The 14,036-nt window shown below is 32.0% G+C and carries 17 protein-coding genes; 7 read left to right on the forward strand and 10 right to left on the reverse strand.

The annotated features are described in order from the left end of the window. Positions 1–14 precede the first annotated feature (14 nt). Both RCH19_RS09700 and murI read left to right on the forward strand, forming a co-directional pair. The gene (locus RCH19_RS09700) at positions 15–515 is read left to right on the forward strand and encodes an OmpH family outer membrane protein (protein ID WP_121923986.1); all 501 of its coding nucleotides are present in this window, start codon (positions 15–17) and stop codon (positions 513–515) included. 108 nt (positions 516–623) lie between these two features. Next, positions 624–1,400: a glutamate racemase gene (gene murI / locus RCH19_RS09705; RefSeq protein ID WP_343023043.1), complete on the forward strand. Its 777-nt coding sequence runs from the start codon at positions 624–626 to the stop codon at positions 1,398–1,400. A gap of 14 nt (positions 1,401–1,414) precedes the next feature. On the opposite strand, the gene RCH19_RS09710 is transcribed toward murI, so the two are convergent. After that, positions 1,415–1,927 carry a gamma carbonic anhydrase family protein gene (locus RCH19_RS09710; RefSeq protein WP_343023044.1) on the reverse strand — a complete coding sequence of 171 codons (513 nt, stop codon included), beginning with the start codon at positions 1,925–1,927 and terminating at the stop codon, positions 1,415–1,417. 13 nt (positions 1,928–1,940) lie between these two features. Next, positions 1,941–2,939, reverse strand: coding sequence for a type IX secretion system membrane protein PorP/SprF (locus RCH19_RS09715; protein WP_343023045.1), 999 nt, complete (start codon positions 2,937–2,939; stop codon positions 1,941–1,943). 166 nt (positions 2,940–3,105) lie between these two features. Here RCH19_RS09715 and RCH19_RS09720 point away from each other — a divergent pair, with 166 nt between their 5' ends. The 4 genes from RCH19_RS09720 to RCH19_RS09735 all read left to right on the forward strand — a co-directional run bounded on the left by RCH19_RS09720 (position 3,106) and on the right by RCH19_RS09735 (position 6,415). Further along, positions 3,106–4,005 (forward strand): NifU family protein, encoded by a 900-nt coding sequence (locus RCH19_RS09720; RefSeq protein WP_343023046.1) that lies wholly within the window; start codon positions 3,106–3,108, stop codon positions 4,003–4,005. 81 nt (positions 4,006–4,086) lie between these two features. Then, positions 4,087–4,287, forward strand: coding sequence for a dodecin family protein (locus RCH19_RS09725; RefSeq protein ID WP_343023047.1), 201 nt, complete (start codon positions 4,087–4,089; stop codon positions 4,285–4,287). A 287-nt stretch (positions 4,288–4,574) separates the two neighbouring features. Further along, complete coding sequence (locus RCH19_RS09730; protein ID WP_343023048.1) at positions 4,575–5,477, forward strand: hypothetical protein; 903 nt, start codon at positions 4,575–4,577, stop codon at positions 5,475–5,477. A gap of 80 nt (positions 5,478–5,557) precedes the next feature. Further along, positions 5,558–6,415, forward strand: coding sequence for a mechanosensitive ion channel domain-containing protein (locus RCH19_RS09735; protein WP_343023049.1), 858 nt, complete (start codon positions 5,558–5,560; stop codon positions 6,413–6,415). A gap of 17 nt (positions 6,416–6,432) precedes the next feature. Here the strand turns inward: RCH19_RS09735 and tsaB are convergent, their stop codons facing one another. The 3 genes from tsaB to RCH19_RS09750 all read right to left on the reverse strand — a co-directional run bounded on the left by tsaB (position 6,433) and on the right by RCH19_RS09750 (position 9,859). Next, complete coding sequence (gene tsaB, locus RCH19_RS09740) at positions 6,433–7,101, reverse strand: tRNA (adenosine(37)-N6)-threonylcarbamoyltransferase complex dimerization subunit type 1 TsaB (protein ID WP_343023050.1); 669 nt, start codon at positions 7,099–7,101, stop codon at positions 6,433–6,435. A 79-nt stretch (positions 7,102–7,180) separates the two neighbouring features. Then, positions 7,181–8,482, reverse strand: coding sequence for an efflux RND transporter periplasmic adaptor subunit (locus RCH19_RS09745; protein ID WP_343023051.1), 1,302 nt, complete (start codon positions 8,480–8,482; stop codon positions 7,181–7,183). Between the two features lie 6 nt (positions 8,483–8,488). Continuing rightward, complete coding sequence (locus RCH19_RS09750; protein ID WP_343023052.1) at positions 8,489–9,859, reverse strand: TolC family protein; 1,371 nt, start codon at positions 9,857–9,859, stop codon at positions 8,489–8,491. Between the two features lie 195 nt (positions 9,860–10,054). Here RCH19_RS09750 and RCH19_RS09755 point away from each other — a divergent pair, with 195 nt between their 5' ends. After that, entirely contained in the window at positions 10,055–11,464 is a 1,410-nt protein-coding gene (locus tag RCH19_RS09755; protein WP_343023053.1) for a DUF4403 family protein, read from the forward strand. A 6-nt stretch (positions 11,465–11,470) separates the two neighbouring features. On the opposite strand, the gene RCH19_RS09760 is transcribed toward RCH19_RS09755, so the two are convergent. From RCH19_RS09760 to RCH19_RS09780, 5 genes are all read right to left on the reverse strand, one after another. Next, positions 11,471–11,698: a hypothetical protein gene (locus RCH19_RS09760; RefSeq protein ID WP_343023054.1), complete on the reverse strand. Its 228-nt coding sequence runs from the start codon at positions 11,696–11,698 to the stop codon at positions 11,471–11,473. Positions 11,699–11,711: 13 nt separating this feature from the next. Continuing rightward, positions 11,712–12,254 (reverse strand): DUF420 domain-containing protein, encoded by a 543-nt coding sequence (locus tag RCH19_RS09765; RefSeq protein WP_343023055.1) that lies wholly within the window; start codon positions 12,252–12,254, stop codon positions 11,712–11,714. After that, on the reverse strand, positions 12,254–12,943 hold the full coding sequence (locus tag RCH19_RS09770) for an SCO family protein (RefSeq protein WP_343023056.1): 690 nt from the start codon (positions 12,941–12,943) through the stop codon (positions 12,254–12,256). Before RCH19_RS09770 ends, RCH19_RS09765 begins: the two co-directional genes overlap by 1 nt. Positions 12,944–12,954: 11 nt before the next feature. Then, on the reverse strand, positions 12,955–13,596 hold the full coding sequence (locus RCH19_RS09775) for a hypothetical protein (RefSeq protein WP_343023057.1): 642 nt from the start codon (positions 13,594–13,596) through the stop codon (positions 12,955–12,957). Between the two features lie 75 nt (positions 13,597–13,671). Continuing rightward, on the reverse strand, positions 13,672–14,022 hold the full coding sequence (locus RCH19_RS09780) for a cytochrome C oxidase subunit IV family protein (RefSeq protein WP_343023058.1): 351 nt from the start codon (positions 14,020–14,022) through the stop codon (positions 13,672–13,674). Between the last annotated feature and the right edge of the window lie 14 nt (positions 14,023–14,036).

The following is a 14,036-nucleotide window of genomic DNA, read 5'->3' on the forward strand; positions in this document are numbered from 1 at the left end:
ATATTTTAAAAACGATGAAACAAATCAAAACTCTACTAATTGCTGCGATATTAATGTTAGGAGCAAATCAAACGATTAATGCACAAGCAAAAACAGCTCATGTTGATGTAAGTGAAATTATGACAAAAATGCCAGCGATGTTAGATGCTCAAAAACAATTAGATAAATTGAGTACTACGTATGATGCTGACTACAAAAAAATGGTTGAAGAATACCAAGCAAAGTTAAAGAAATACGAAGCAGAAGCTGCTACTGTTACTGAGGCTGTAAACGGAGATCGTTCTAAAGAAGTGCAGGATATGCAAAAAAGAATTGTTGATTACAGAGACAATGCTCAAAAAGAATTACAACAAAAAGAATCGGATATTGTTAAGCCATTAATGGAAAAAGTGAGAGCTTCAATCCAAAAAGTAGGTAAAGCAAAAGGATTCCAGTATGTTCTTGATGGTTCTTCTCTTTTACTTGCAGATGGTCCAAACTTAACTATGGATGTAAAAAAAGATTTAGGTTTCTAGAAAATAGAAATTATCAATAATCAACCGCTCATTTCAAATTTGGAATGAGCGGTTTTTTGTTGGAGTCAATTTTAGGAAAAGTAATCTCCAGCAGTTAACTTTGTTTTAATGGAAAATAATCAAGCTATAGGAATTTTTGACTCGGGGATTGGAGGCACTTCTATTTGGTCTGCGATTCACGAACTTTTACCTAACGAGAAAACTATTTATTTAGCAGACAGTAAAAATGCGCCTTACGGCCAAAAGTCAAAAGATGAAATCATTGCTTTAAGCATGAAAAATATCGAATTTTTGATTAAATTAAAGTGTAAGTTGATTGTAGTTGCTTGTAATACCGCTACAACAAATGCAATACGAGAATTAAGGGAGAAATATGACATTCCCTTCATTGGTATTGAACCAGCAATAAAACCTGCTGTAACACATTCTAAAACGCAAATTATTGGTATCCTAGCTACACAGGGAACTTTGAATAGTGAATTGTTCAATAAAACAGCTGAAAAGTATCAGGATACAAAAATCATTGAACAAGTTGGTACAGGATTAGTGCAATTAATTGAGGAAGGCAATATAAATTCGCCAGAAATGACCAGATTATTACAATCCTATTTAAAACCGATGATTGATGCTAATATTGATTACCTAGTCCTTGGCTGTAGCCATTATCCCTATTTAATACCGCAAATAAAAAATATTCTTCCAGATCATATCCAAATAATTGATTCTGGTCAAGCAGTGGCTAAACAAACGCAAAAAGTATTGCGTGAAAAAATTGGCCTATCGTCTTCTCAAACTAGCGAACCTATTTTTTATACAAACACAAATTCGAAAGTTTTGCGTGAAATTTTAAATCAAAAATATGTAATTGAAGAAAGAGTATTTTAGTGATAGATAATATATTACTCTTTTAGCCAGCCTGAATACATCACATAATTATTGGAAATACGCTCTATTTCACCTGCAAAGTCAGATTGATCAATATCCTTAACTTTCTTCGCTGGAACTCCGGCCCATATTGTACCGGAAGCGACTACAGTATTTTGAGTAACTACCGCACCTGCAGCAATTATCGAATTACTTTCAATAGTACAATTATCCATAACAATTGCACCCATTCCTATCAAAACGTTATCATGTACGACACAACCATGTACAATGGCATTGTGTCCTATCGAAACATTATTACCTATGATTGTGGGGTGTTTTTGATACGTACAATGAATAACAGCTCCATCTTGAATATTGACTTTATTACCAAATGTTATGAAGTTCACATCTCCTCTAATCACAGCATTAAACCAGACACTACATTTCTCTCCAAAAGTCACATCTCCAATAATAGTTGCATTTTCGGCTACGTAGCAATCATCAGGAATTGATGGCGTTTTACCATTCACAGTTTTAATAAGCATAATAAAAATTGTATTAATTAATTGCTGGACAGTTACAATCGTATTTTACGGGCTTACAAAATAGATCTATTCCTAAAGTGATTTGGTGATAACCACCATTGTCAAACTTTACAGCACCAGACAACTGAGAGTAAGTATAGGCAAACATAAATTTATTGAAATTAACACCTACAATTGGCGTTATATATTGTAATTTTTGTGAAACCACATTTGCTCCATTGTTATATTTAGCACCGTCAAAGCTTCTACGATAGGATAGACCAGCCCAAACTCTGCCAAAATCTAAATTTTTATATGCTTTCAAATTTACGTCGATAGCTTTCTCTGAAGTTTTTTCCACCATTTGAAAAAGTATTGATGGCTCCCACAAAATTTTATCTCTGTTGCCAAAAATATATCCTGCACTTAGTAAATATTTTCTAAGATTATCACTCTCATATTCTGTGTAAATATCTCTTCTAGTTTCAATCAAATTTTTTACAGTTGCATGCGCATAGAAATCTAAAAAATTATACGAAGCTCCTACATCAACATTAAAGTAAGCATCTTTTTGAACTACAGTTCCATCAATTATGGGATCGAAGCCACCAGACTGCAAGAATTCAGTTTCATCAAGTTGACTTTGGATAAATCCTGCACTCATTCCAAAAGACAACTGATTCAAATCAATCTCGTCACGTGAAAACATTAGGTAATATGCGTATGTAAATTTTATACCTTTTTGAGAATGGTATCCATTTTTATCATTAAAAAGGATTACACCAGCGCCTGCTTTTTCCCCTACTCTACCGTTGAAACTAAGAGTTTGAAGTTCTGGCGCATCTTTTTGGTCGAACCATTGTTTACGACCAGTTAATCTAATTTTAGCGCAATTTGCTGCACCAGCCATTGAAGGATGTATCAAATAATAATTATCAGATAAGTAGTCGGAATATACAGGAATTCCCTCTTGTCCAAATGAAAAGTGAGATATTAGTAGTACGGCCGCTAAGAATTTGATTTTATGATACATCTAAATACTTTTAGTACGATAAATAATTCTAAATCCATATAAAACTTAGTCAAATCACTGAAAATTACTTTCTCAAACTAAACTAAAGTTAATTTATTCATTAAAAAATCAAATATAGTTATTCGTCCAAAATAACTTCACTAAATTTGTAAAAATTTGAAAAGCCATGAACAAAGTTACTATAAAAGAAACGCAAAACCCAACTATACTAAAGTTTGAATTTCAAGACTTTATCACTCAAAATGAAAGTTTTGAATTTAAAAATATCGACGACGCAAAAAGTTCACCACTTGCTCAGCAACTGTTTTATTTACCCTTTGTTAAAACAGTTTACATATCTGGAAATTTTATAGCAATAGAGAAATACAGTATTGTTGAATGGGATGATGTAAAAGATGCAGTCTCAGAACAAATTGAAAAATTCATTGCAGACGGTGGAATTATTATAACCGTTGATGAAAATAAAGCAAAAAAGCAACCAGTTACTGTTTACGGTGAGACTACTCCTAACCCATCAGCGTTAAAATTTGTTGTTAGTAAAATGCTAACTAAAAACGCGATTGAATTTAAAAATATTGATCAAACTTCTGCTTCACCTCTAGCAAAAGAGCTTTTCAAATTTCCGTATGTAAAAGAAATTTTTATCGACGAAAATTATATTTCTGTAACCAAGTATGAAATTAATGATTGGCAAGAAATCACTTTAGAGTTAAGAAGTTTTATTAAACAGTACATTGAAAATGGCGGACATGTTTTAGATGAAAATTATATTGCAACTGCAATAGTTGCGGAAGACACGAAAGCAGCTGCATTTGACAATTTAGACGTCACATCACAACAAATCATTAACATATTAGAGGAGTACGTAAAACCAGCAGTTCAGGCTGATGGTGGAAACATCGCTTTTGAATCTTATAATGAGAGTGACAAAACGGTTAAGGTAATCTTGCAAGGTGCTTGTAGTGGATGTCCGTCATCAACTTTTACTTTAAAAAGTGGAATTGAGAACATGTTGAAAAGCATGTTAAATGATGAAAGTATAAAAGTAGAAGCAGTTAACGGATAATTAAAAACTATTTTACTGGCAATCAAATTACTATGTTAAAAATAATCATTATATTTATATTTAACTTAATAAATAGCAATCATGTCAGTATTAAAAGTAATTGAAATTCTTTCAAGTTCAGAATTGAGTTGGGAAGATGCAGCACAAAGAGGCGTTGCAAAAGCATCACAAACTATAAAGCACATTCGGTCTGTTTACATCAAAGAGCAAAGTGCAAAAGTTAGAGATGGCGGAATCACAGAATTTCGCGTGAATATGAAAATCACCTTCGAATTAGAATAGGTACAACAATAACTAGAAAGCGTCTCAATTGAGACGCTTTTTTTATCTGGAAATTTTTTGAAATCTATCTAATTTTTAATGTTTAAATAAAAAACAGACAATGAGTGTCTTTTACGTCGGAAGCAAATCTCTTTAAGATAAAATAGAACATTGTTTAAATAAGCAATATAAGTCATAACACTACAGTTAACACTACACATACTGATAATCAGCAAATTATTAATACATTAATAAACTAATGCTGAAAAAAAATGAGTATTATTGTAAGACTAATCAAATAAATCAACATGGGACTAACATCATTTTTTAAGAACTTATTTGGCTCCGCCAAAGAAACAGCAAGCGAATTAGCCGATAAAGCAGAAACTACATTTGAAAATGCTAAAGAGACAGCTTCTCCATATTTAGAAAAAGCAGAAAATTTTGCGGACGACACCTATGAGAAAGCAAAAGAAACTGCTAAACCTTATGTTGATAAAGCAGAGAAATTCACAGACGAAACTATCGATAAAGTAAAAGAGAAAAGCGCTCCAATTATTGAGAAAGCAGAGCAATACGCGCAGCAGACTAAAGAAACGATAAATGAATTTAAAGATAAAGCGGGACAATCATTAGAAAACACATTTGATACTGTAAAAGAAAAAGCAGGCATTTTATCTGATAACAAAGAAGAGCTAGCTAGCGAAACCAAAAGTGCAATTTCCAACACGAAAGAACAAATAAAAGACAAAGCGATTAGTGCTAACGAAAAAGCAGAAGAAATTGTTTCAGAAGTAAAGACAGAAGCTGCTGAGGTGATAGATACAATAAAAGAAAAGTCAGAACCGATTGAAGAAAAAGCTGAAGATTTATTTTACGATGCAAAAGATACAATTTCAGAAAAAATAGATGATTTAAAAGAAAATACCGAGGAATTCACGAGTGACTCTAAAGATGCAATAGAGGAAAAAGTAGATGGATTCAAAGAAAATTTAGATGAAGTAGCGGCTGAGTCTAAAATCATATTAGAAGACAACGTAGAGAACGTAAAAGAAAATGTACACGAAATGGCAGTTGAATCAAAAGAAGAAATAACTGAAAACGCAGAAAATATTTCAGATAGTGTGCATTCTGTTGCTGATGATATTTCAGACGGAGCAAGCGAAATTGCTAAAAAAACCATAAATAAAACAGAAGAAGAGCTAGATTAATTTATTAAAAAACAATTTAGTTGTACTTTTGCTTTTCCAACTTAACCTTCTCTTACGGGAAGGTTTTTTATTAAAAAAAAATGAATCTAGATCCACATCAACTGACTAATTACGTTAATGGTTTTATAAAAGTGCTAATTGATTATTCCCCAAAATTAATTTCTGCTTTTATCATTCTATTTGTTGGACTTTATGTCATCAGACTTATAAATAGGTTCATTAGAAGACTAATGATTAGACGGAATTTAGAACCTACATTAACTAAGTTCTTAGCTGATATTTTATTGTGGGCTCTACGAGTTTTACTATTTGTTACTTTCATCTCTAAATTAGGAATTGAAACCTCTTCGTTTGTTGCAATATTAGGTGCAATGGGACTTGCAGTTGGTCTATCACTTCAAGGTTCATTATCAAACTTCGCTGGAGGGATGTTAATTATCCTTTTTAAACCATTTAAAGTTGGAAACACAATCGAAGCACAAGGAGTTATTGGTACTGTTTCAGAAATACAAATATTTGTAACGAAAATGATCACTGCAAATAATCAAACTATTTTTATACCAAATGGTTCCTTATCGAATGGTACGATTATTAACTACTCTCTTTTAGAATCTAGAAGAGCAGATTTGACAATAGCGATATCTTACGACACTGACATTAGAAAAGCTAAAGAGGTAATCATGTCGGTTTTAAAAAGCAATCCTAAAGTATTAGAAACACCTGCGCCTGATGTAGTTGTAAAAAGTCTTACCGATACTGGAATTCAACTTGCTGTTAGACCATGGGCTAAAAATGAAGATTTCTGGAGCGTTTACTCGGAAACTTACATTGAATGTAAAAATGCTTTCGATAAAGCAGAAATTAGTATCCAGCCATTTGTTATGGAACTTTCAAAAAAGGAATCTATTGCAGGTACTACTGAAGCTAATAAAGGATAATTAGATTGGTCACTGAATTATTTCTTTGATGGAGTGATCATAAAATCTTTTAGATAATAAGGTTCAAAATAAGCGACATCAACAAAGTCGTTTGTTTTGAACTTTTTGTAACTTAAAGAACACATTTCTTTAGCAGAAGGATACTTAATACCTTCTAAAAAACTATAATTTTCTTTTGTTAAAACTTCTTTACATTTATCAGCACAGTCACCTACAAAATAAAGAGTTTCTTTTAATTCTGAAAACGAATCCTCCGTTATAATTTCTGCTAGTACTTCTCGCTTTTTTTCGAAAGCTGATGTGAATACGGAGCTATATACTTCCATTCTTCGCGCATCAATCATAGGAATAATTAAACCACTTTCTACTTCAGCTTGACAAGCTAATGTTTGTAAAGTATCAATCGCTATTAATGGTATTCCTAGAGCAAAACAAAGACCTTTTGCAGCAGAAACTCCTATTCTCAGCCCCGTATAAGATCCAGGACCTTGACTCACTGCAATAGCTGATAAATCATTCATGCTGATTTCAGCTTCTTTTATAACTTCCTCAATAAAAACGTGTAGTCTTTCAGCATGCGAATAACCTTCTTCTGCAATTTCTTTACATAAAATGTTTTTCCCACCTTTAGCTAAAGCTACAGAACAATTTTTAGTAGCCGTTTCAATATTTAATATATATTCCAATTTCAGATTTTATTTAAAAATGAAAATCACAACTATAAAAATTTTATAATTGTGATTTATTTATTGAGATTAATAGAGTTTACTTTTTAGCTTTTGATTTATCATTTTCTCCTTTAAGAGAAACTTTATCACCTGAGTTCAAATCTTTAGTAACAGTAACATAAGGTCCAGTTATTACAACATCACCTTTTTGAAGACCAGTCAAAACTTGAATGTTTGTATCGTCTTGAATACCTGTTTTTATAATTCTGATTTTAGCTTTGTCACCAACTTTGACAAATACACATTCAAATTTCTTATCAGCTTTTGGAGCAGCTTTCTGATCATCATTTGCATCAACAACAACAATGTTTTTTACTGCTGTAGTATCAGATTTCACAACCACTGAACTAATAGGAACTGATAGCACATCATTTTTTGTTTGTGTAATAATATCAACCGTTGCAGTCATTCCCGGTCTAAAAGGAGAATAAGTGTCTGGCTTACCTTCTAATAAGTCTTGATACGATTCTTTCAGAATTCTTACTTTCACTTTAAAGTTGGTTACTTGATCAGCTGTTAAAGCAGTACTAGCAGAATTAGAAATACTTGTCACAGTACCTTTAAATTGCTTCTTTAAGTACGCATCCACTTCAACGTTTGCTTCGTCTCCTACTTTAATTTTTACAATGTCATTTTCGTTGACATTTACTTCAACTTCCATATTATTTAAATTGGCAACTCTCAAGATTTCAGTTCCTGTCATTTGCTGCGTACCTAAAACACGCTCACCCAACTCAACATTTAAAACTGAAATAGTTCCATCTGCCGGAGCATAAATTGTAGTTCGACCAAGATTGTCTTTAGCTTCATTTACAGTTGCTGATGCACTTTGAACATTAAAATAAGCGGTTTGCTTCGCTGCTTTTGCAACTTCATAAGAACCAACTGCTTTATCCCAATCCGCTTTTGAAATAATTCCTTTATCAAATAAGGTTTTATTTCTATCGTAACTTGATTTTGATTCTTTAAATGAAGCATCTGCTTGACTTAAGTTTGCTTTTGTTCCTGATAAATTTGAAACAGAACGATTGTAACCTGATGTGTATAAATCTGGATTGATCTTAACTAGTAAATCGCCTTTTTTCACTACTTGTCCTTCTTTAACATTAAGTGATATAATCTCACCAGAAACTTCTGATGATATTTTAACTTCTATTTCAGGTTGTATTTTACCCGTAGCTGAAACTGTTTCAACTATAGTCATAGGTACAACTTGCGCTACTTCAACTTCAGTTCCATTATCTTTATTTCCTATTACGCCTGATTTTGAAAGAATAACAAGACTAGCAATAATTACTACAGCGCCTCCAATCAGGATGTAAATTGTTTTTTTAGACATAATAAATTAGTTTTTGATTAGAGGAATTCCAAAATAGAATTCTAATATTTTAATTTTGAAAATGTAATCGTATTTAGTTCTTAGAACTTCAGATTGTGCATTAGTTAATAATGTTTGCGATTGATTAAAGTCGAATGCATTCATTAAACCAACATCAAACTTTTCTTTAGCATAATCATAAGCACCTTGTCTCGCTTCAAGCGCAACGACAGATGACTCATAAGTATTAAGCGCTCCTTTAGCATCAGCAAAAGCTGTAAAAACATTTCTTTGTAAATCTAAATCTTGCTGCTCTACAGCAATTTTTGATTTTTCTAAATTTACTTTAGAACGTTCTACATTGTTTCGAACAGAAAAGCCATTAAATACAGGAATTGACAGCTGTGCTCCAAAAGATTGCCCTTTATTATCATTAAATTGATTAAAAAATGGTGCTGGACTTTTTGTGCCAATGATAGTTCCGGTATTGCTAAAAGCGGGAACATCAGCATATGAAACCCTAGAATTAAAACTGTAGAATCCTTGCAATGTAGGCTGAAAAGCTCCCTTTGCTATTTCTACATTTTTTTGAGCAATTTCTAGATTAGTTCTAGCTATTTTACTTTCGATTTTACTTTCTAAAGCTTTTTGATAAATTACTCCGGGAGTTTCTGATAGAATATTATTTTCATCTTTAATGTCAGTTTCATCAACTACATCGAAGCTTTCAAAATCTTTTAGTTGTAATAATTGCGCTAAACTTAATTTAGAAATTAGCAACACATTATCTGCAACGATAACATTTTGATTGTTTAAAGCTACAGTGGCTTTTATATCTAATAAATCACCGCGTGGTATTGATCCTGCTTTAACTAATTCTTCCGAACGTGAAAACTGTTTTTGATTAATTCCAAGCTGCTCTTTCTGTACTTTTAAATTTTCTTTGTTGAACAGTACCTGTAAAAATGCATTTGCCACATTCAAAGCGACATCCTCTTGCATTTTTATTAATTGATATTTGGCCGCTACTATAGATAGATTTGCTTTTCTTAAAGTATTTTGGTTTTGTAAACCTCTATAAATATCTATTCCAACATTTGCACCAGCAGAAGTAAATTGAGTAGTTTGGTTTTGAAGAAGACCTGTAGTTATATCTTGATTTAATCCAATATTCCAAGAGTGAGAAGCACTTGCATTTAAGGAAGGAAGAAAGTTCCCTATCGCTCCTTTTTTATCTATCAATGCAGTTTTAGAGTCTAATTCAGTTTGCTTGATTGAAATATTATTTTGTATCGCATATTGCACACATTCTTCTAAAGTCCACTTCTTAGATTGAGCCTGCATAGTTAAGCAACCAACTACGACGGTGATCAAACTGAGTAAAATTCTTTTTTTCATATCTTTTTGAATAAAAGCGCAGTATCGCTGCAAAACAAATTTAAGTTTTTCTAACAAAGATTGGAGTATTAATAGAAAATATTTTACTCCATAAATAAGTTATAAAACTATTAGACTTTAGAATTTAGCATTTGTTACAAAAAATAATAGAAAAAGAATTCTTTTGTTAATTTTGTAATACTAAAAAATAATAGAATGTCAAAACTCATCCATAAACTTATTATAATTTCCACCATACTAATTCTTTCAAGTTGTGCAACTTCAAATAGAATTGATGCTTTAAAACCGGAACCGGATGATGCAACGCCTCTAGTCTATGACAACACACCTTCATTTATAAACTTACCTATTTCAGTAAAATTAAAAGATATAGAAAATCAAACTAATCTTTTATTGAACGGTTTAATTTATGAAGACAATATTATAGAAGATGATGACATTGAAATGAAAATATGGAAATCAGCTCCAATTACAATTAAAAATGACAACGGAAATAAAACAGATCGCATAAAAACAGTCATGCCACTACGCGCGACTGTAAAATATAGAATTGGCACAGAAAGACTAGGCATAAAAATGTACGACATTCGAGAATTTTATCTAGATGGTATCGTTACCGTAGTTAGCGATGTAGCATTGGTAAACTGGAAGCTAAATACTAAATCTGAATTAAAATCATTAGACTGGAACGAGAATCCTACTATGACAGTTTTTGGAAAAAATGTACCGGTGACCTATTTGATTAATCCAGGAGTAAAACTTTTTAAAACAAAGATTGAAAGTAAAATTGATGACATCATTGCTAAATCAATGGACTTTAAACCAAATGTTCTGGAGGCAGTGGAAAAGATCTCCGCGCCTTTCAAAATGAGTGATACTTATGAAAGCTGGCTTAGAATTGTTCCTATCGAAATATACTCGACTAATGCCAAACTTAAAAACGACACATTCATCTTAGATATGGGAATGAAGTGCTACATGGAAACGATAGTAGGAAAAGAACCAGAAACAAAATTCAATGCTTCGAAGATTAACATAAAACCTGTATTGAAAATCCCTCAAGATATAACTGCTAACATTGTGGCAATTTCAACGTACAGAGAAGCTTCAAAAATTATGACTAAGAACTTCTCTGGACAAGAATTTGGTTCAGGATCTAAAAAAGTTAATGTTCAAAATGTTAACATTTGGAACAAAAATGAAAAAATGATAATTGCATTAGATCTACTCGGATCAATAAACGGCACTATTTATCTTTCGGGATCACCAAAATATAATGAACAAACTAAAGAAATTTATTTTGATCAACTGACTTATGTTTTAGACACAAAAAGTAAATTGATGCGAACTGCAAACTGGCTCGTTGAAGGGATTGTACTAAAGAAAATCGAGCAAAGTTGTCGCTACTCTATAAAACAAAATTTAGAGGAAGGTCAAAAAAGCATGATGACGTACTTAAAAAACTACTCACCAATGCCAGGAGTATTTGTAAATGGAAAAATGGATGAGATTCAATTCCAAAAAATCCAATTGACAAATCAAGCTATTATTGCCTTCATTAAGGTAAAAGGAAATGTAAACGTATCGGTAAATGGTTTGAAATAAAAATAACTACTTAGCGGCTTTATTTTTTCTCATTCTGTAAACTGCATAACCAATGCCTGCCACTAATATATATGGAATTGCCATTAAGTAGACAATCCCGTCATTGATTGCAGCTGCTTTAGCCGTATTTCCTTCGCTAGTTAACGCTGCGCGACACATTGCACATTGCGCATTAGACGAAAATGAAAAGACGATAAATAGAATAAGTGTAAAATAAATTGACATCCTTTTCATTCTATAATTTTTTTTAGTGTACATAATAAGGGGAAATCATTAAATAAACAACCACTCCAGTAACAGCAACGTATAGCCAGATTGGGAATGTAATCCTAGCAATCTTTTTATGCTTGTCAAAATTTTTCGATAATGCTCTAACATACGTTATCAAAACCATTGGAATAATTGCAATTGACAAAACAATATGAGTAATTAAGATGAAAAAATAAACATATTTTATCGTTCCTTCGCCACCAAATTTAGTGGAATCAGCAGTCATGTGATAAGCAACATACATTACAAGAAAAGCAACAGACAGAGTAATTGCAGTAGTCATCAACCTTTCATGAAGCTTTCTGTTGCCATTTTTAATCGCAATCACTGCAGCAACTAGAAGTACGGCCGTAAAACCATTTGTAGTAGCATATATTGGCGGCAAAAACGAAAGTGGCTCCACGTCAAATCCAAAATCCTTAAGCTTAACGCCAAATAAAATAGCAACCACTAGTGGCACCACAATTGAAACGGCTATAATCAACTTGTTATATTTCTTTTCTAAAGAATTATCTACCATTACTGTTCTTTTAATAAAATATTAATATCCTGTTGAATATCTCTAACACCTTTACTATCTAAACCATCATAGTATAATATTGGATTTCCATAATCATCACTTCTGCAACGAATATTACCGTTTTTATCGATTAAAGCAAAAAGCCCTGAGTGCTCAAATCCACCTGCAACTTTTTTATTTTCGCCTGCATATAAATTAAATCCCTTATTTGCTAAGTTGAAAATATAATCTTTGTCACCAGTTAAAAAGTTCCAGTTTGAAGATTTTACTCCAAGTTCTTTAGCGTGCGCTTTCAGTACTTGCGGCGTGTCAAATTCTGGGTTTATAGTTATAGAAACAATACCAAAATTAGGATTACCAAAGAAAGTATTTTCAAGAATCAACATACTCTCATTCATCTTAGGACAAATTGTTGGACAGGTTGAAAAGAAAAATTCCAAAACATAAACCTTATTTTTATAAGTCTCGTTTGTCACTTTTATGTTATCCTGGTTTATTAATTCAAATTTCGGAACAGCACCAATTTTAATTAGTTTCCCTTCGTTAGCCGACTTTGGTTTCACACGGTCTAATCTTTCGCCTTGAACTGTACTTCCATTCTTTACCCTTTCCACTATTTTTGGAATAGCATAAATTCCAAAAATTAAGATGATAAATGAAATACCTATGTATGATTTATTTTTAAGCATGACTGTTAAAATTAAATTTTTCTAGTTGCGTTTTTATTTTTCTTAAATGCAGCTCTATATTCGTAGAGAATAATCTTGAAATCGTCTAACATTTCATTGCTTAATTCAGCAGGATGAAATGTATTATAGCCTTCTTTGTTATCTTTCTCTTGTTTTCTGCCACGTAGATTTCTTTTTTTATCGATGATGTAAACCTTTGAAGTTCCTAATTTATCATCTAGCTTCTCTACTAACTTCAATTGAGAATAATAGGTTTCAATTTCTTCAGGAGATGCAAATACAAAACGCCATTGTGCGACATCAGTAAACATTGCAAAGGCATCAACTATTTTCTTAGCATCTTCTTCTGTACCTTTTGGACAAAGAATGACAAACTGCACATCTTTAAATTTATGATACGTTTGATAAATTTTTTGATTCAGATTGAAAAGATTACCTCTATTTTTTTTAAGATCTGTACCTGAGAAACCCAGAATAGTTACTTTTCCATTAAGAGTGATTTCCTTACCATCTAGCGTATTCCATTTACCAAAATCAGCAGTGTTGGCCGTTAGAACAGGTAATTTAGTATATCCATTTACACCAGAGGCAAAAAACAAATAAGCCACTATAGGTAAAATGAAAAGAACGAAAAGGACAATATTTTTTTTCATTACTGTGCTTCAATTTTATTATATAAAAAAAGGTATCCCTCGAAATGGATACCCTCTTTATGAATTAATATTTTTTTAAAAATTCCATTTAATAGTAGAGTTTTTAAACACCTCATAAATATAATCCCCTTCGGTCAAAAGAATAAAGAGCAAATATAAAATCAGAAAAATTACTGGAAAAACAACTGCACTTCGTAAAGTACTTTTTTCACCTTCCATGTGCATAAATGCCCATACAATGTAATATGCTTTGTAGATCGTTAATATATAAAAGACCCAGTTCAGTATATTCATACCTAAAAAGTCATTCATAAAAAGAAAATCTGGTTTTACTATCCCTAAGTAAACCTCTACTATAGTAACGGCAGACAATATTCCGAAAACTTTCCAGATTCTACCTATGTTTGATACGTGTTCGTGTGACATGATAATTACTTTTT

The sequence above is a fragment of the Flavobacterium sp. PL12 genome (assembly GCF_039123485.1).
GTDB lineage: Bacteria > Bacteroidota > Bacteroidia > Flavobacteriales > Flavobacteriaceae > Flavobacterium > Flavobacterium weaverense.

Excerpts from the sequence above, each read along its gene's own strand:
- RCH19_RS09745 (WP_343023051.1), bottom strand. The coding sequence starts at position 8,482 with ATGTCTAAAAAAACAATTTACATCCTGATTGGAGGCGCTGTAGTAATT.
- murI (WP_343023043.1), top strand. The coding sequence starts at position 624 with ATGGAAAATAATCAAGCTATAGGAATTTTTGACTCGGGGATTGGAGGC.
- RCH19_RS09775 (WP_343023057.1), bottom strand. The coding sequence starts at position 13,596 with ATGAAAAAAAATATTGTCCTTTTCGTTCTTTTCATTTTACCTATAGTG.
- RCH19_RS09770 (WP_343023056.1), bottom strand. The coding sequence starts at position 12,943 with ATGCTTAAAAATAAATCATACATAGGTATTTCATTTATCATCTTAATT.
- RCH19_RS09765 (WP_343023055.1), bottom strand. The coding sequence starts at position 12,254 with ATGGTAGATAATTCTTTAGAAAAGAAATATAACAAGTTGATTATAGCC.
- RCH19_RS09715 (WP_343023045.1), bottom strand. The coding sequence starts at position 2,939 with ATGTATCATAAAATCAAATTCTTAGCGGCCGTACTACTAATATCTCAC.
- RCH19_RS09760 (WP_343023054.1), bottom strand. The coding sequence starts at position 11,698 with ATGAAAAGGATGTCAATTTATTTTACACTTATTCTATTTATCGTCTTT.
- RCH19_RS09720 (WP_343023046.1), top strand. The coding sequence starts at position 3,106 with ATGAACAAAGTTACTATAAAAGAAACGCAAAACCCAACTATACTAAAG.
- RCH19_RS09750 (WP_343023052.1), bottom strand. The coding sequence starts at position 9,859 with ATGAAAAAAAGAATTTTACTCAGTTTGATCACCGTCGTAGTTGGTTGC.
- RCH19_RS09700 (WP_121923986.1), top strand. The coding sequence starts at position 15 with ATGAAACAAATCAAAACTCTACTAATTGCTGCGATATTAATGTTAGGA.
- RCH19_RS09755 (WP_343023053.1), top strand. The coding sequence starts at position 10,055 with ATGTCAAAACTCATCCATAAACTTATTATAATTTCCACCATACTAATT.
- RCH19_RS09710 (WP_343023044.1), bottom strand. The coding sequence starts at position 1,927 with ATGCTTATTAAAACTGTGAATGGTAAAACGCCATCAATTCCTGATGAT.
- RCH19_RS09730 (WP_343023048.1), top strand. The coding sequence starts at position 4,575 with ATGGGACTAACATCATTTTTTAAGAACTTATTTGGCTCCGCCAAAGAA.
- RCH19_RS09725 (WP_343023047.1), top strand. The coding sequence starts at position 4,087 with ATGTCAGTATTAAAAGTAATTGAAATTCTTTCAAGTTCAGAATTGAGT.
- RCH19_RS09780 (WP_343023058.1), bottom strand. The coding sequence starts at position 14,022 with ATGTCACACGAACACGTATCAAACATAGGTAGAATCTGGAAAGTTTTC.
- RCH19_RS09735 (WP_343023049.1), top strand. The coding sequence starts at position 5,558 with ATGAATCTAGATCCACATCAACTGACTAATTACGTTAATGGTTTTATA.